This window comes from Pseudomonadota bacterium (assembly GCA_040752895.1).
Taxonomy (GTDB): Bacteria; Pseudomonadota; Alphaproteobacteria.
This window is the reverse complement of the sequence record JBFMHN010000001.1, coordinates 653,624-669,845: the sequence shown is the minus strand read 5'-3', so window position 1 is coordinate 669,845 and position 16,222 is coordinate 653,624. Positions and strand designations below refer to the sequence as shown.

Sequence of the window (16,222 nt, the reverse complement as noted above, 5' to 3'; positions counted from 1 at the left end):
ATCAGGCGATGGCTCGACGGTCCGCGATGTCGCGGGCCAGTTTCAGCGCCGCGACAAGGCTCGTCTCGTCCGCGATTCCCTGGCCCGCGATCTCGAAGGCGGTGCCGTGATCGGGCGAGGTTCGCACGAAGGGAAGGCCGAGCGTCACATTGACGCCGCCTTTGAAGTCGATCGTCTTGAGCGGAATCAGGGCCTGGTCATGGTACATGCAAAGTGCGGCGTCATATGCCTGGCGCGCTCCGGCGTGAAACAGGCTGTCGGCAGGAAACGGCCCGCGTGCCACGATTCCAAGGCCGATGAGCGCCTCGATGGCCGGCGCGATGACCGTCATTTCTTCGGAACCGAAGCTGCCCTTCTCGCCGGCGTGGGGGTTGAGGCCGGCGACGGCAAGCCTCGGCCGTGCGATGCCAAAGTCGCGCACGAGGGCGTCCGCAACGATTCTGCCGCAGGCAACGATCCGCTCGGTCGTGAGTGCCCCGGCCACGTCACGGAGGGCGATGTGAATCGTGACCGGTACGACGCGAAGGTCCTCGATCACCAGCATCATGACGGGGGTGTGCCGGCTGCTGGCAAGCTTGGCCAGGAACTCCGTGTGGCCGGGGTAGGGAACGCCTGCCGCCGAAAGCGTCGCCTTGTGAATCGGGTTGGTGACGAGGGCGGCGGCCCTGCCTTCCTCGACGCAAGCGACCGCCCGGCGGATTGCTTCGAGCACGGCCGGGACGTTTTCCGGCTGCGGCTTTCCCGGTGCCGCCGACGCGGGGACGGTCAGAGGAAGGACGGGCAGGCCCAGGTCAAAAGCCGCGCTTGCCTCGGCCGGGCTTCCGATCGGGGTGATGCCCACCGCGAGACGGAGGTCGGCAGCGAGCCGCTTAAGTCGGGCCGGGTCGTCGAGCAGAAAAAACGGCGGCAAGCTTTGATGGTGTTTTGCCCAGGCCTTCAGCGCAATTTCGCCGCCGATACCCGCCGGCTCTCCCATCGTGAGCGCGAGCGGCAGGCGTTTCGACGTTGCGGTCATAAGCGGACGTCGACAAACGCCGTCTGGCGAAGGTCGCGGAGATAACGCCGCGCGAGAAGGTCGAGTTTTTCCAACAGCAGATTCAGCTGGACCTGCTGACGGTCTTCCGTGGGTCCTTGGGAATCGGGGCGGTCGCAGACCATCAGTAAATGAATGCCCGACTCCGTTTGAAGCGGCTCGCTTGGTTGTCCGACAGGAAGCTGCCTGACCGGTTCGCGCAATGGAAAGGGCAGGTCCGAAACGGACATCGTCCCGATATGGCCGGACATCGGGGTCTTCAACAGCTCGGCCGCCCGATTCATGGCCGCGCAGCCGCTCAAATTCTTCCGTTCGTTTTGCGCCTTTGTCATCGCCGCGGCGACCTCATCCTGAGGGGCGGTGGGCTTCAGCGGAAACAGGATCTGGCTCAGGCTTACGGAATCGCTGCCCGCCGCCTCGCCCGCGTGCCGCTGATCGCGAAGCCAAAGGATATGGTAGCCGTCCTCCGTGCGGATAGGGTCCGAGATATCCCCGCCCTTCATCCCATGCAGGGCCTCGTTCATCTTGTTTGCGAGCTGGCCTTCCCGGACCCACCCGAGGTCGCCGCCGGAAAGCGCCGTAATGGATTGGGAGAATTCTTGCGCGAAGCGTTCAAAATTTCCCTCGGTGCGCGATGCTTCCGCCACCCGTTTGACGGTCTGAAAGACGGCGTCTTCATCGGCCGCCTCGCCGACCGCCATAAAAATGTCCGAAACAAGGTACTCTATCGTCCCCTTGTATTGTTTTTGCCGGACGATGTGTTCGTCCACCTCGTCTTCACTGACGGACACCCGCGGGTAAAGTTGGTTACGGACGATTTTTTCCCACGCCAGCGATGCGCGTATCTGCGTGGCGATGGTCGAGGGGGGGATGCCCTCGGTGCGCAGGGCGTCGTCGAGGGTGCCTTCGGGAATGCCGTTCCGGCTTTCAATTCCCCGCTTCGCCGCTTCCAGTTCCTCGTCCTCAACCTTAATCTCGAGGCGGCTGGCTTCTTGGATCTTCAGCCTTTCGTCGATCAAGGTGCGCAGAATCTCCGGCACCATGCGCTGAAGAACGTCGGTGGATTCGCGAAGATTCGCCGTAAAGGCAATAAGCCGCAGCCGAGCGTCCAAATCGAGGTCGGAAATTGCCTCCTCGTTGACGACGGCGGCGATGCGGCGGGTTTCCTCTGCCCGCGCGAAACTTACCGTCAGCGCGATCAGCAGTACGACAAACGAAAAAAATCTCATGGAATACCGAATTCCGTTCTTTGCTCGGGATCTTTTCTGCGATCCAAGAGGCCCTTACATAGCGATCGACCGGCCGTCTAGCAAAGGGGAAAACCTCACGAACCCATTATACGGATCAAGTGCTAGTTCCGCCAAGGTGTTTGAGAATAATACGCAGGAAAAAGGTGTCCGACGGCTTGATGTCCCGGTCCTGGGTGAAACTGCGGAGGAAGGTAAATTGAAGGGTCACGCATTCGTCCACGTAGTTGGCCCCCAGCCCCCAGTAAATGGTGTTGTTGAGCTCGAGATCCCGTTGGTTGAAGGCCGAAAAAGACCAGTTTTTCGTGAATTGCGAACTCAGCCCCGTGGTCAATTCCTCGCGGTTGGCGAATTCCGGGTTCGTGGCCAATTCCCGGATGAAAAAATAGTTCGCGCTAACGTGAAGGGCAGGCGGCCCGGCGCCGAACTCGACCTCGCTTCGTTCCGCCCGCAGGCTGTCTTTGTCCAGCCGGGTGCGGTAAAGGACGTTGAGATCGGAAAGCGGTGACACGGCCACTTCGCCGACGAAGTCGGAAGTGTGGTCTTCGAGTCCGGAACCCACCGCGAAGGTACTGTCTCGGCGGAGGCGGTAGCTCTGACCGAAGAAGACGGTCGTGCTTCCGCCGCCGTCGCCGAACACTCCCATCCGCAGGCCGTAGTTCACGCGCTGGCCGCCTTCGACACGGTCAAGTCCGGCAAAGCGATTCCCGGTCAGCAGATTCGTTGTGTCGAATTCGAAGTCCTGGCTGTCTTCGTTTGGAATCTTCGAGGGATTGCCTCCGTTCGGCGCGACGGCGATCGAAAAGACCGGCTCCACCAGATGGTGAAGCTGTTCTCCCTCCCGAACGAAGGGATAGCGCCAGTCGATCATAAGTTGCGGAAAGGCGCGGCCGATAAAGCCGTCTCCTCTTTCCCGGTTGAGGTCGGCAAGGTCCGCGACGTCGTTGACGAAATAGCCATCCGTTTGCAGGGTGGCCGAAACGGTCGTCACATGGCCCGCCGGCGCTGTGTAGGGCAGTTGCCAGCCTGTCTGGAGGGACGCGCGCTGGCTGTCCGTTCCTTCCTTGCGGGTAAGGCTAAGCAGGTTTGCATCCAAACTCCAGCGCGCGCCCAGACGATTCGGATCCCCGATGTGGCTGTATTCAATCATCGGCAGGATAAGCGGCGTGGCGCTGGGATCGTCCGTCTCGCGGAGTCCCTGAAAGAGGTAGGTGTTCACGCCTATGTAATTGCGTCGGCGAAAGCCTTCGAGGAAGGCGTTGGTCGTCAAGGTATTCTCGTTGCCAAACAGGGTGCTATCGTTGCCGAGCTTGTAGCGCCGAAGGTACGTGTCGTCCGAGGATCGGAAGGCGTTGAAGCCGGTCCGCCATGTTGGGCCCAGATCGAAGCGCCCGCGGCTTTTCACGTGACCGCGCATCTCTTTCTCGCCAGAGACCTTGATGCCGTTTTGCCGTTCGTCGGCTTCCGTCACGCTGCCGGCGATCTCGACCTCGCCGTGCTCAAAGCGTTGGCGATATTCGCCAGCGAGTACGACGCCTTCTTTTGACGTGAAAATCGGAGCAAGGGTTGCGTCCTTGTCGGGCGCGATGTCGAAATAATAGGGCACCTGCGTACGGAGGCCGAGCTCGGTCGAGCTTCCAAAAGAAGGCATCAGGAAGCCGCTTCGCCGCTTCACGCTGGGGTCGGGATGGGAAAGGTAGGGCGTATAGGCGACCGGGACACCGTATATTTCGAGAAAGGCGTCCTTGTATTCGATATCTTTGGTGATCCGATCGTGCCGGACTTCCATCGCCCTCAACTGCCACAGGGGTGCCCGCGTCGGGTCCTCCTTGCAAAGATCGCAGGGCGAAAAGACGGCTTTCCGAAACTCGGTGAAGACGCCTTTCGTGCGGTTTCCGGAAGCGGCGACAAGCTTCGAATCGTCCTCGAGCAGGATGCGCAAGTGTCGAACGATGCCTTCCCGCATGTCGTTCGTCAGCGTCATGTAGTCGGCGAAGGCGACCTCCCCGGTCGGCTCCAGCAGCGTCACGTTGCCGGTGGCGGTGATGAGGTCGGCGCGTTGGTTGTACGTGATGGTGTCGGCAAGGAGAACGCGTGTACCTTGGGTGATTTCGACGTGCCCGTGGGCGATGATGGCGCCGTGCTCCTCGTCATGGCGCACCTCATCGGCGCGCAACAGAAGCGGCGGGTCATCCCCCGCCGATTCGGCCATAGGCGCGGACAACGCAGGCAGAGAACCGAGAAGGCAACAGCCGGCTGCCAGCCCGAAGGCTTTCCACGCATGCATGCCCTTAGCCGTCTTCGAGGTGCAGCAGCATGGTGAGACCGAGCAGCGTGGCGACGCCGGCCGGTGTCCAAGCCGCGAGAATGACGGGCAATTTTTCCGACAGGCCAAGCGCATGAACGATGTCGGAAAGGAAATAGAGAAGAAAGCCGGCCATCGCCGCCATGGTTAACAAGGTGGCCGTGTTCGTCGTGCGGTTTCGCCGAAGCATGAACGTTGCCGCGATCAGCACCATCGCGCAAAACAGCAGGGGTTCCGCCAGCAAGGAGTGCCAGTATAGGCGATGGCGTCGCGCCGAGAACCCGGCCTTCTCAAGCGTCTGGATGAAGGCCGGCAGTTCCCAGAAGGAGAGGGTCTCCGGCGAGGCAAAGCTATCCTGGATCTTCTCGATCGTAAGGTCGGTTTTCACCTGATAGCTTCCCCGGAAGGTCGCCGGCCGATCCGGCGCCGTGAACCAGGCTTGCTCCAGCTGCCAATGCCCATTTTCCAGGCGGGCGCTCTTGGTGTCGATCCGGCCGGTAAAGTGATCGGTGCCTTCGAAAAGAAAGATGGTGACGTCCTCAAGCGTCATGTCGTGCTGGGACAGCCGTTGGGCATGGACGACGGATTGGCCGGTTTCGTCCGCTTGCCTCAGCCAAAGCCCGGTCGGGGAAAGTGCCAGCAAACTGGCTCGGCCCCGCAACAGCTTATTATCCAGCGACTCATAGCGCGAAAGCATGGCGGAGGCGAGGGGGCTGAAGACGGCGATTTTGAAAACCCCAATGAAGACGGCGACCAGCAAAATCGGCAACAGGAACTGCCAGGCCGAGATACCGGCGCCGCGGATGACGATGAGTTCGTGATGTCGCGTCAGGCGCCAGAAGATGAACATGCCGCCGAAAAGAACGGCGAAGGGGGCAAGCTGTTGCGCCATCTCCGGTATTTTCAGAAGGGTCATTTCGAAGATATCGATGCCTAGAACGGAGGGCCGCGCGGCGGCGCGCCGAAGAAGCTCGACGATGTCCACCATCACGACCAGCGTGACAAGCAGCCCGAGCATCGCAAGGAAGCCGAATAAGAATTGGCGGCCCAGGTAACGGGAGAGGGTGGTCGGAAGCTGCACGGCCTCTCCTACTGGACTTCCGACGCGCCGCGCGCGGCTGGTGGAAACAGGCGAATTTTCAAGCCGCCTCGCATCAGCACGTGGTGGCCGATGATGGTCGGTAAGAGGACGTTAAGATACATGAGCGGAATCGTTGTCGGTATTTTCGCCGCAAGGTTATTGAGGCCGATGCTGAAAAACTCCACCATGACCGCAAGGCCGATGGCGGCGAGGATGCGGACGCTCTGTCCGCGGCGGTTGAAGTCTCCCGAAAGCAGCACGGCCAATGCGAGGTATAGGAAGACGAAGTTATAGAGGGGGGAGACGAGGCGCTGATGCCCTTCGGCGACCAGCTTGCCCCAGTTGTTCTGATCGTCTGCCGAATCGGATGGGAAAAACAGTTCGTGGAGATAGCGCTCGCGCGGCTCACGCCACCGATAGCCCGGCGCTTCACCGAGAGTTCCAAGGTCGGCCGTGTAGCGATCGAAATAGAGAAGCTGTAGGCGGCTCGTCTTTTTATCGATCTCCTGGCGGTTGCCATTCACGAGGATGAGCTTGGGGCCGGTGTCCGTGCGGACAAACTTTCCGTGCTCGGCCAGGATTGTTATGGTCTGGACCGGATTGCGGCTGTCGTGCATCAGGATTCCATAAAGCTCGCCGTTTCCGCTCCGCTCCCGTACGTAGACGGTTAGCCCGTCGCCAAGCGTATTGAACACGCCTTCCTTCAGCAGGATGGAGGAATAGTTATGCCGGAAGAGGAATTGCAGGTCCTTGAACGTCCGGAAGGACGTTGGCAGAAAGTAGATCGTGATGCTGTAGCAAACGAGAGTAAGTATTGCCGCCAACAGGAACGCCGGCGCCATCAGATTCCGCGGGCTAAACCCGGCCGCACGCAGGACGATCAGTTCGCTATCCATGGTCAGCTTGTTGTAGATAAACAGCGAAGCCGCGAAGAACGCGATCGGGATGACGATGACAAGGTAGGTGGGCAGCAGGTGCAATGTCAGCGAAACGAACGCCGTCAGTTCGAGGCCGCGGTTGACGATGAGATCGACGAAGCCAAGCGACTGCGTGAGCCAGATTACGCAGGTCAGGCCCGCGCAGACGAGGGCCGTCGCCCAGGCAAGTTGCCGGAAAACATAGAGAAAAGCCGTTTTCTTCATTTTCCGAGCCAGATTATAGTTTCGCCACCCGCGACCGGGCAGACAATCTTTAACCGTCTTACTGGTTTCCGGGCGGCGAGGGAAGGGCTGGCGCTTTGGCATCCGGGCCTGCGGGGGCCGGATTTGCACGGGCTAAGGACGATTTTCCTTTGTCCCTCGAATCGGTAGAGTGGGGGGCCAAGCGATCGCCAAGGCCTATGATGGAAGAAAAGGAAAGGGCCCATACATGAAAATCGATTTTTCCGAGCCGCAGCTGTCGGCATCCGGCGCCATCGTCGTCGGCGTGCTGGAGGGCAATCGCCTGAGCCCGACGGCGGACGCCCTCGACAAGGCAACTGGCGGCGGGATTACGCGCGCGATCAAGCTTGGGCGCTTTACAGGCAAGCGCCGGAAATTCCTGAAGCTTCTGGCGCCCGCGAACATCAAGGCCAGCCAGATCGTGCTGGTCGGGTTGGGCGCCGCCGAGGACCTTTCCGGACTCGATTTCCAGAAAATTGGCGGCGACATCGTCGGCCAGCTGAACGCGGCACAGGAAGAAAGCGGCGCAATCGCGGTTGACCGGTTGCCCGGCTGCAAGCTGAAACCGCAGGAAATCGCCGCCGAGATCGCCTATGGTGCGCGCCTCGGGGGGTACCGTTTCGACAAATACTGGAAGAAGAAGGAAAGCGAGGATCGGAAGCCGGCAACCCTGCAGCAGCTTTCCGTCCGAGTGAAGGGCGCCGCTCAGGCCCGTCGCCGGTTTGATCCCCTTGCCAAGGTCGCCGACGGAGTCCTCTTTACGCGCGACCTCGTATCGGAGCCTGCGAACGTCCTCTACCCGGAAACTTTGGCGAAGGAGGCGACGAAGCTTCGCCGTCTCGGCGTCAAGGTCGAGATTTTCGACGAGAAGAAAATCCGCAAGCTCGGAATGGGGGCGCTTCTGGGCGTTGCCCAAGGCAGCACCCGCAAGCCTCGCCTTGTCGTCCTGTGCTGGCAGGGGGCCCCGGTGCGGGGCAAGGGAAACCGCCCCATCGCCTTCGTCGGCAAGGGCGTCACCTTCGACAGCGGCGGCATTTCGATCAAGCCCGCCGCTCGCATGGAGGACATGAAGTGGGACATGGGTGGGTCCGCCGTCGTGCTCGGGCTTTTCCACGCGTTGGCTGCGCGCAAGGCGCGCGTAGACGCGGTCGGTATCGTCGGTCTCGTCGAGAACATGCCGTCGGGCACCGCCCAGCGGCCGGGCGACGTCGTAACCTCGATGTCGGGCCAGACGATCGAGGTCATCAACACGGACGCGGAAGGCCGGCTTGTCCTGGCGGATGCACTTTGGTACTGCCAGGACCGCTTCAAGCCGAGAGTTATTGTTGATCTCGCAACGCTGACCGGTGCGGTTATCGTCGCCCTTGGAACGGAGGTGGCGGGTCTTTTCGCCTCCGACGACGGCTTGGCCGCCCAATTGACCGCCGCCGGCGAACGCGAGGGCGAGCGCATCTGGCGCCTGCCGCTGGAGGCGAGTTACGAGGAAGACATCAAATCCGAGATCGCCGATATGAAAAACGTCGGCTCCGATCGCGGCGCCGGCAGTATCACGGCGGCTCTTTTCCTGAAGCGTTTTGTCAAAAACGTTCCCTGGGCCCATCTCGACATCGCCGGCGTCACGTGGACGGCCAAGCCGAAACCGACCGTTCCGAAGGGTGGTACCGGGTTCGGCGTGCGCCTGCTCAACCGGTTCGTCGCCGACAACTACGAAGGCAAATAGCGACCGGTGCGATGACGGCGATCAATTTCTATCACCTGCAACGCAGCACGCTGGAGCAGGCGTTGGGGCAGCTGCTTGAAAAGGCAGCGGCCGGTCGGACGCGGGCTGTCGTGCTGGCCGGTTCGGAAGAGCGCGTCGAGGCCTTGAGCGCGGCCTTGTGGGTGGCGCCGCCGGGGGGCTTTCTCCCGCACGGCAGCTGCCGGGACGGGCACGCGGAAGACCAGCCGGTGTGGCTGACGACGGAGGACGAGAATCCGAATCAAGCCTCCGTCCTTGTGCTGACGGACGGCAGGAGTTCCGAGCGCCTTGGGGAGTATGAACGGTGCCTTGATCTCTTCGATGGGCAAGACCCCTCCGCGGTTGCGGCGGCGCGCGAGCGCTGGCGTCGTTACCAGACCGAAGGTCACGAACTTATTTATTGGCAGCAGACGCCAGCGGGCGGCTGGGAAAAAAAGAAAGGGTAGAATAATCATGGCGACGGAACGCACACTTTCCATCCTCAAGCCGGACGCGACGCGGCGCAACCTGACCGGTAAAATCAACGCGATGTTTGAGGAGGGGGGCTTGCGGATCGTCGCCCAGAAGCGCCTCCGGCTCACCAAGGAGCGGGCCGAGGCGTTTTACGCCGTGCATTCCGAGCGGCCCTTCTTCAAAAGCCTATGCGCCTTCATGATGTCCGGTCCGATCGTCGTGCAAGTTCTCGAAGGCGAGAACGCGGTGACGAGAAACCGCGAGATCATGGGGGCTACGAACCCGGCGGAGGCAAAGCCGGGCACCGTCCGCAAGGCGTTTGCCGAATCGATCGAGGCGAATTCGGTGCACGGCTCGGATTCGCTCGAGAACGCGAAGCTGGAAATCGCGTTCTTCTTTCGCGACAATGAGATTGTCGGCTAGAACGGCGGAAGCAAACGACTTCCCGTCTTAGACCAGGAAAATCGCCATCAGGGCGAGGACACCAGCCGTGACAGTCGCCGAAATCCAAACCAATTTCAGGAAACCGGTCCAGACATCGCGGTGGGCTTGCAGGTCGGAATTGTTGGCCATCTCGTCCTCTCCTTCTCCTTATTTCCCTACGTACCGGAAGGGCATTGCGCCGCAGGTATAGCGCAGATCATGCCGTTTGGGAACACCCCGAACGCGCGGGACGCCCCGCCGACCCTAGTCCCGTTTCGCCGGTTCTTGCGGGTTGAGAAAGCCTGTTCTTGGCGTCGTCGTTCCCGAGGCGTGCGCCACCTTTCCCGCGATGTGGACCTTGCCGGAAGCGAGCAGCCGAAGGGCAAGGGGGTAGCAGCGGTGTTCGAGTTTGAGGACACGGGCGGCCAGCGTTTCGGGCGTGTCGTCGTCGGCGACCGGTAGGGCGGCCTGCACGAGGATGGGTCCGTCGTCGAGCTCCGGCCGCACGACATGGACGGTGCAGCCGCTGATCTTGACCCCGGCTTCCAGTGCCTTGCGATGGGTGTCCAGGCCGGGAAAGGCCGGCAACAGGGAGGGGTGGATATTCAGGATGCGGTCCGGCCAATCCTCGGTGAATTGCCTTCCCAGAAGGCGCAGAAAGCCGGCCAGACATACGATTTCAACCCCGAATTCGCGAAGACGCGTGTCGAGGGCGGCGTCGAAGGCGGCGCGCGCGGCGAAGTCTTTGTGCGGGATCACCGCGGTGGGAATGCCGGCTTTTTTTGCAAGGGCAAGCCCTCCGGCCCCGGCGACGTTTGAAAGGACAAGGACGATCTCGGCCGGATAGTCCGGGGCCCGGCAGGCCTTGATCAAGGCCTGTAGGTTGCTGCCGCGGCCGGAAATAAGAACGCCGACCTTTACCCGCCCCATGCCTTTTCGGTTCCCTCCAGTTTGACCGTGGCCGGCCCCCGGCCTTTCGTGATGCGGCCGATGCGATGGACGGTTTCCCCTTCCTCTCGGAAGTGATTTTCCAGCCGCGCGGCGTCTTCCGGCGCCACGACCGCCACCATGCCGACCCCGCAATTGAAGGTGCGCGCCATCTCGTGCGTCGTCACGCGGCCTTGCTCGGCAAGCCAGCGGAAGACCGCCGGATAGGGCCAGGCCGCGGCGTCGACCTCGGCGCGCAGGTTCTCGGGCAGGACGCGCGGCAGGTTCTCGAGGAGACCGCCGCCGGTGATGTGGGCCAGCGCCTTGAGTTTTCCCAAGCCGAGCGCGCCAAGGACGCTTTTCACATAGATACGGGTCGGCTGCAAAAGCGCTTCGCCAAGGGTTCTGTCGGGGTCGAAGGGGGCTTTGGCGTCGTAACCGAGCCCCGCCTCCTCGACGATCCGGCGGACAAGGGAATAGCCGTTCGAATGAAGCCCGCTCGACAAAAGACCAAGGAGAATATCGCCTTCCGCCACGTTTTCACCGGTGAGCAGCCGGTCGCGCTCGACGGCGCCGACCGCAAAACCGGCGAGATCGTAATCCGCCCCTCCGTACATACCGGGCATCTCGGCGGTTTCGCCTCCGAGCAGCACGCAGCCGGCCTCCCGGCACCCTTCCGCGATGCCGGTTAGCACGCGTTCGGCGATGTCGAGGCGGAGCTTGCCGGTGGCGAAATAATCGAGAAAGAAAAGCGGTTCCGCGCCCTGCACGACGATATCGTTGACGCACATCGCCACAAGATCGATCCCGATCGTTTCGTGGCGGCCGGTTGCGATGGCAAGCTTGAGCTTGGTGCCGACGCCGTCCGTCGAAGCAACCAAGATGGGGTCGCGAAAGCCAGCCGCCGCCGGGTCGAACAACCCGCCGAATCCGCCCAAGCCGCCAAGCATGCCGGGCCGCGCGGTGCGGCGCGCCAGCGGCTTGATGGCTTCAACGAGCGCGGCGCCGGCTTCGATGTCGACGCCCGCCTCTTTGTACGTGCGGCTGTTAATGGCCTTTCCGCCCGTGGTAGTAGTGGTGGTAATAATATAGGTCCAAGCTCACCCCGTGACGTTGAAGATACTTGATCGCCGACGGTTTGCAATGGCCCTTTGCTTGATGTGGTGCCGTGCGGTTGCCTTGATGGCCGCATTCGCCCTTGGTTTTGCCGTCGCGGCAGGGGCCGTGCCCGCGGCGGCGGCGGACGTATTCACGGTGGAAGATGTGGCCGTGGACGCGACCGCGCGTACCGCCGACGAGGCCCGCAAAATTGCCTTGGCCGAGGGTCAGTACGAGGCGTTTGTCCGGCTGTTCCATCGGTTGGCCTTGCGGCAGGATATCCCGCGTCTTCCCCATTTAAAGCCGGAGGACATTTCCAATTTCATTCATGCTTTCGAAGTGCGGGATGAAAAAACCTCCGGTATTCGTTACCTCGCCAAGCTGACGGTTCGCTTCAAGGGCGACGAATTTCTAAAATTTCTCCAAACGCTTGACGTTCCCTATGCGACGACCCGCAGCAAGCCTGTCCTTGTATTGCCGGTGCTTGATTCCAGCGAAGAGCGGACCCTTTGGCGGGATCCAAACCCGTGGCGGGACGCCTGGGCCGCCCTGACACCGCGCGACGGGCTTGTGCCGTTTGTCCTGCCGCTTGGCGATCTTGAGGACGTCACAACGATTGACGCGACCCAAGCGGCGCTTGGCGAGCAAGATCAGTTGGACACGATTGCGCGGCGCTATAACGCCACGGCGACCCTCGTTGCCCAGGTGCGCTCGACGGTCCGAAACGACCTCGGTTTGCCGGCCGCCTATTTAAGCCTGAGCCGTTATGGGGCGGGGGCGTGGGGCGATGTCTACGTGGCGAGTTTCACCGGTGCCGCCAACGCGACGCTTGAAAGTTTGTTCCGCCAGGCGGTGGAAGAGACCGTGCAGCGGATCGAGGAGAGCTGGAAGCTTGACAATCTCCTGCAATCGGGGGAAGAGGGCGAGGTGACGGTCGTTATCCCGTTGCAGGGATTGGAGGATTGGCTGGCGATCGAAAAGCGCCTCGGGCGCATTCCCTCCGTCCTTGAAAGCCGGCTTGTCTATCTTTCCCGCGAAGAGGCGCAGGCGCGGCTCCGTTTCCAAGGAGGGGGCATGCAGCTGCAAAGGGCGCTTCTGCAAAGCGACCTGGTGCTTTCCTTCCAATCCTATCGGGGAGAGCACGTCCTCCTCCTGAAGCTCGAAGATGCGACGAAGGGCGAGCCATGAAACGCGAAGATGCCTGAGGGGATGAAGGAAGCCGCCACGCTGCCCAACGCCATCAGCCTGCTCAGGCTTCTGGTCGTTCCGTTGATGCTGTGGCTTTTGCTCGACGGCAACTACGGGCCGGCCTTCTGGTTGTTTCTCGTCGCGAGCGTTTCGGACGGCGTCGATGGCTACATCGCCAAACGGTTCAATTCCCGTTCGGTAGTCGGGTCCTATCTCGATCCCCTTGCCGACAAGGCGCTTCTGATGGGAGTCTATGTCACCCTTGGCCTGGCCGGCTATCTCCCGATGTGGCTGGTCGTTTTTACCATCTTCCGCGACCTCATGATCGTCGGCGGCGCCGCGCTGTTTCTGGGCCTTACCGGTAGACTTGAAATGCAGCCCTTGATGAGCGGCAAGCTCAACACGCTTGCCCAGATTCTGCTGGCCGGCGTCGTCCTGGCCGGGCTTAGCCTGGGAATCCCGCTTGCCACGGCGACCACCGCCCTTGTTTACTTTGTCGCGGCGACGGTCGTCTTTTCGGGTGGCTGTTACCTTGTCGTCTGGTCGAAACGCGCGGCCGAGTTGGAGGGTTAGCCGGCATGGAACGGTCGTTGCGTTTTTGGGGCATTGGCCTGCTTCTTTTCGTCGGTCTGCTCTATCTTTTCCGCGATATCTTGCTGCCTTTCGTCGTCGGCTTGGCGGCCGCGTATTTCCTGGACCCGATGGCGGATCGCCTCGAAAGAGTCCTGCGGTCGCGCACCCTTGCCACGGTCTTTGCCATGGCCGCCTTCTACCTTGCCCTGCTGGCTTTCTTCCTGCTTTTCTGGCCGGTGCTGGCGGACCAGGTCACGGCGTTTGCCGAACGCGCACCCGGCTATTTGCAGGAAATCCGGGAAAGGCTGGTGCCCGCGCTCACCGATCTTCTGGCCGGGCTTTCGCCGGAACTGGTCGCGGAAATCAAGGCCGCGGCCGGCGCCGAAACGGGGCAGGCGCTGGCTTGGATGGGGCAGATCGCCGAGGGGTTGTGGAGTGGGGGCCTTGCGGTCTTCAACCTGGTCTCGCTCGCCCTGCTCACCCCCATCGTTATTTTTTATCTCTTGCGCGATTGGGACAAGCTTATCAACCGCGTCAACGATTGGTTGCCGCGGGCGCACGCCGGGGTGATCCGCGAACAACTTTGCGAGATTGATCGCACGCTTTCCGGCTTTGTCCGCGGCCAGGCCATCGTTTGCCTGCTGCTTGCCGTCTTTTACGGGGTCGGGCTGGCGCTGGCCGGTCTTGATTTCGGCCTTCTCGTCGGGATCGGCACCGGCCTCATCTCGTTCATTCCCTATTTTGGCATGCTGATCGGATTCGCGGTCGGGATTGCCCTCGCGTTACTCCAGTTTTCCGATTGGCTTCCGGTCGCCATCGTGGCCGGCATCTTCCTGCTGGGCCAGGGGATCGAAGGGAATTTCCTGACGCCGAGACTGGTCGGCGAGCGTATCGGGCTGCACCCGGTATGGGTCATTTTTGCCCTGCTGGCGGGGGGGGCGGTGGCCGGGTTTCTGGGCGTGCTGCTGGCGATACCGATCGCGGCGATCCTTGGCGTCATGGCGCGCTTTGGAATTCGGCGCTATCTGGCAAGCGCGTATTACCGAAGTGCGGACGGCGACGGGTCAGGCGAATGAGGCCGGAACGGCAGCTTCCTCTCGACCTTGGCCACCGGCCGGCGCTCGGCAATGAGGATTTCCTGGTCGCCCCTTCGAACAAGACGGCGGTTGACTGGATCGACCGCTGGCCGGACTGGCCGGGAACCGGCCTCTTTCTTTACGGGCCGCCGGGCTCGGGCAAGACGCATCTCGCCCAGGTTTGGCTGGCGCGCGCAAACGGGGTGTTCTTTCGGGCCGCCGGGCTCTCGCTGGCGGAACCACGGGCTATTCTGGCTGAAGGGCGGGCCTGCGTCGTCGAGGATGCCGCGGCGGCGGACGAGACGGCCCTTCTCCATCTCCACAACGCGCTTGTCGAACGGAAGGGGCACCTGCTGCTGACCGACCGTGAGCCGCCGGCGCGGTGGCGGATCGGCCTCGCCGATCTCCGCTCGCGCCTGCTGGCGCTGCCGGCCGTATGGTTGGCCCCACCCGATGACCAGCTTTTTGCCGCCGTTCTTGTAAAGCTTTTCAACGATTGCCAGCTTGCCGTCGGCGAGGAGGTCATCGGCTATCTCTTGAGCCGGACCGAACGTTCCTTCGCCGCCGCCCGCGACGTGGTGACGGCGCTTGACAAGGCGGCGCTCGCCCGCCGGCGGCGGATCACCGTGCCTTTCGTTCGTGAAACGCTGGGAACCGGGAACTAGCCTTCCGCCTGTCCGTTCCGGGCCGGCACGAGCCGGACCTTGCCCCTCTCGACCGCCAGCGCCAGCTCGCCATGCTTGAGCTTGAGCGCGGCCTCGCCAAACACCTTCCGCCGCCAGCCGTGAAGCGCCGGCACGTCGGCCCCGTCATCGGCGGCGATTTGTTCGAGTTCGTCCCCGGTCGCGATCAGTTTCTGGGCGACGGAATGTTCCTCGCACTGCATCTTCAGCAGGACCCTCAAAAGGTCCATCGTCGGTCCGATGCCGGCCGGCTTGCCGAGCCGTTTCGGCGGCGTTGGGCACGCCTTCTCCGGCAGCGCCCGGGCCGTCCGGACGGCTTCCAGGACGAGGTCGCCCAAACGGTCCGCCATCCGGCCGATTCCCCGGCAGTCCCGCAAGTCGGTGATATTCTCCGGCATCTGGGCGGCGATCTCGAGGATCGCCTCATCGCGCAAGACGCGGTTGCGCGGAACGTCCTGTTCCTGGGCAAGCGTTTCCCGAAGGGCTGCGACTTCCCGGACGACGGCAAGGAATCGCCGGTTTGCGTTCCGCATTTTCAGCCGGCGCCAGGATTCCCTCGGCTCGACACGGTACGTCGCGGGATTCGTTAGAATTGCCGCTTCGCTTTCCAGCCAGTCCATCCGTTTTGTCGCCTCCAGCCTTTCGCGAAGGTTCTGGTAGATGACGCGCAAATGGGTGACATCGGCCAGCGCGTATTCGACCTGCTTCTTGCTCAAGGGCCGTCGCGCCCAATCCGTGAAGCGCTGGCTTTTGTCAATGCTGGCGTTCGCTAGCCGATTGACGAGGGTCTCGTAGGCGATCGAATCGCCGAAGCCGCAAGCCATCGCCGCGATCTGGGTGTCGAAAAGCGGGTGGGGGATGGTTTCATTCAGGTGGTGGAAAATTTCAACGTCCTGGCGGGCGGCGTGAAAGACCTTGAGCACGTTTTCGTTGGCCATCAGGGCCAGCAGGGGTTCCAGGTCGATGCCGTCGGCCAGCGGGTCGATGGCGACCGCTTCCTCGGGCCCGGCGACCTGGACGAGGCAAAGCTGCGGCCAGTAGGTTTTCTCGCGTATGAATTCCGTATCGACGGCAACGTAGGGGGTTTCGGACAGGCGCTTGCAGAGATTGGCGAGCGATACCGTGTCGGTGATCATCTGCATGGGGGGAGCTATACACGGAAACGACATGCCATGAAAGCGATGAACGGTTTCGCTCCGGGATGGCGTAGGAGACGCCTTGACAAGGCCGTTTGTTT

At 62.1% G+C, this 16,222-nt stretch carries 16 protein-coding genes; 7 read left to right on the top strand and 9 right to left on the bottom strand.

Annotation, left to right across the window (positions count from 1 at the left end):
- Position 1: 1 nt before the first annotated feature.
- The 5 genes from pdxA to lptF form a co-directional block, all read right to left on the bottom strand.
- Positions 2-1,015, bottom strand: a complete 1,014-nt coding sequence (gene pdxA / locus AB1781_03410; GenBank protein ID MEW5703619.1) for a 4-hydroxythreonine-4-phosphate dehydrogenase PdxA — start codon at positions 1,013-1,015, stop codon at positions 2-4.
- Positions 1,012-2,262 (bottom strand): peptidylprolyl isomerase, encoded by a 1,251-nt coding sequence (locus tag AB1781_03405; GenBank protein MEW5703618.1) that lies wholly within the window; start codon positions 2,260-2,262, stop codon positions 1,012-1,014. The genes pdxA and AB1781_03405 overlap by 4 nt, the downstream gene beginning before the upstream one ends.
- Positions 2,263-2,377: 115 nt before the next feature.
- The gene (lptD, locus tag AB1781_03400) at positions 2,378-4,567 is read right to left on the bottom strand and encodes an LPS assembly protein LptD (protein MEW5703617.1); all 2,190 of its coding nucleotides are present in this window, start codon (positions 4,565-4,567) and stop codon (positions 2,378-2,380) included.
- A gap of 4 nt (positions 4,568-4,571) precedes the next feature.
- On the bottom strand, positions 4,572-5,666 hold the full coding sequence (gene lptG, locus AB1781_03395) for an LPS export ABC transporter permease LptG (protein MEW5703616.1): 1,095 nt from the start codon (positions 5,664-5,666) through the stop codon (positions 4,572-4,574).
- 8 nt (positions 5,667-5,674) lie between these two features.
- A complete protein-coding gene (lptF, locus tag AB1781_03390) occupies positions 5,675-6,808 on the bottom strand; it encodes an LPS export ABC transporter permease LptF (GenBank protein ID MEW5703615.1) in 1,134 nt (377 codons plus the stop codon).
- A gap of 226 nt (positions 6,809-7,034) precedes the next feature.
- On the opposite strand from lptF, the gene AB1781_03385 reads away from it, so the two are divergent.
- The 3 genes from AB1781_03385 to ndk are packed head-to-tail and all read left to right on the top strand — an operon-like array spanning position 7,035 to position 9,440.
- Complete coding sequence (locus tag AB1781_03385; GenBank protein MEW5703614.1) at positions 7,035-8,546, top strand: leucyl aminopeptidase; 1,512 nt, start codon at positions 7,035-7,037, stop codon at positions 8,544-8,546.
- A gap of 11 nt (positions 8,547-8,557) precedes the next feature.
- Positions 8,558-9,010: a DNA polymerase III subunit chi gene (locus AB1781_03380; GenBank protein MEW5703613.1), complete on the top strand. Its 453-nt coding sequence runs from the start codon at positions 8,558-8,560 to the stop codon at positions 9,008-9,010.
- 7 nt (positions 9,011-9,017) lie between these two features.
- Positions 9,018-9,440, top strand: a complete 423-nt coding sequence (gene ndk, locus AB1781_03375; GenBank protein ID MEW5703612.1) for a nucleoside-diphosphate kinase — start codon at positions 9,018-9,020, stop codon at positions 9,438-9,440.
- Between the two features lie 27 nt (positions 9,441-9,467).
- Here the strand turns inward: ndk and AB1781_03370 are convergent, their stop codons facing one another.
- The 3 genes from AB1781_03370 to purM all read right to left on the bottom strand — a co-directional run bounded on the left by AB1781_03370 (position 9,468) and on the right by purM (position 11,452).
- Positions 9,468-9,590 (bottom strand): aa3-type cytochrome c oxidase subunit IV, encoded by a 123-nt coding sequence (locus tag AB1781_03370; protein ID MEW5703611.1) that lies wholly within the window; start codon positions 9,588-9,590, stop codon positions 9,468-9,470.
- Positions 9,591-9,704: 114 nt separating this feature from the next.
- Positions 9,705-10,370 (bottom strand): phosphoribosylglycinamide formyltransferase, encoded by a 666-nt coding sequence (purN, locus tag AB1781_03365; GenBank protein ID MEW5703610.1) that lies wholly within the window; start codon positions 10,368-10,370, stop codon positions 9,705-9,707.
- A complete protein-coding gene (gene purM / locus AB1781_03360) occupies positions 10,358-11,452 on the bottom strand; it encodes a phosphoribosylformylglycinamidine cyclo-ligase (GenBank protein ID MEW5703609.1) in 1,095 nt (364 codons plus the stop codon). Before purM ends, purN begins: the two co-directional genes overlap by 13 nt.
- 97 nt (positions 11,453-11,549) lie before the next feature.
- Between purM and AB1781_03355 the strand changes: the two genes are divergently transcribed.
- From AB1781_03355 to AB1781_03340, 4 genes are read left to right on the top strand one after another with little or no spacing between them, the layout of a single operon-like run.
- Positions 11,550-12,653 (top strand): DUF2066 domain-containing protein, encoded by a 1,104-nt coding sequence (locus tag AB1781_03355; GenBank protein ID MEW5703608.1) that lies wholly within the window; start codon positions 11,550-11,552, stop codon positions 12,651-12,653.
- A gap of 9 nt (positions 12,654-12,662) precedes the next feature.
- Positions 12,663-13,226 (top strand): CDP-alcohol phosphatidyltransferase family protein, encoded by a 564-nt coding sequence (locus AB1781_03350; GenBank protein ID MEW5703607.1) that lies wholly within the window; start codon positions 12,663-12,665, stop codon positions 13,224-13,226.
- Between the two features lie 5 nt (positions 13,227-13,231).
- The gene (locus AB1781_03345; protein ID MEW5703606.1) at positions 13,232-14,302 is read left to right on the top strand and encodes an AI-2E family transporter; all 1,071 of its coding nucleotides are present in this window, start codon (positions 13,232-13,234) and stop codon (positions 14,300-14,302) included.
- On the top strand, positions 14,299-14,967 hold the full coding sequence (locus AB1781_03340) for a DNA replication protein (protein ID MEW5703605.1): 669 nt from the start codon (positions 14,299-14,301) through the stop codon (positions 14,965-14,967). The genes AB1781_03345 and AB1781_03340 overlap by 4 nt, the downstream gene beginning before the upstream one ends.
- Here the strand turns inward: AB1781_03340 and rnd are convergent.
- Positions 14,964-16,127, bottom strand: coding sequence for a ribonuclease D (rnd, locus tag AB1781_03335; GenBank protein ID MEW5703604.1), 1,164 nt, complete (start codon positions 16,125-16,127; stop codon positions 14,964-14,966). The genes AB1781_03340 and rnd overlap by 4 nt on opposite strands.
- Positions 16,128-16,222: the final 95 nt, after the last annotated feature.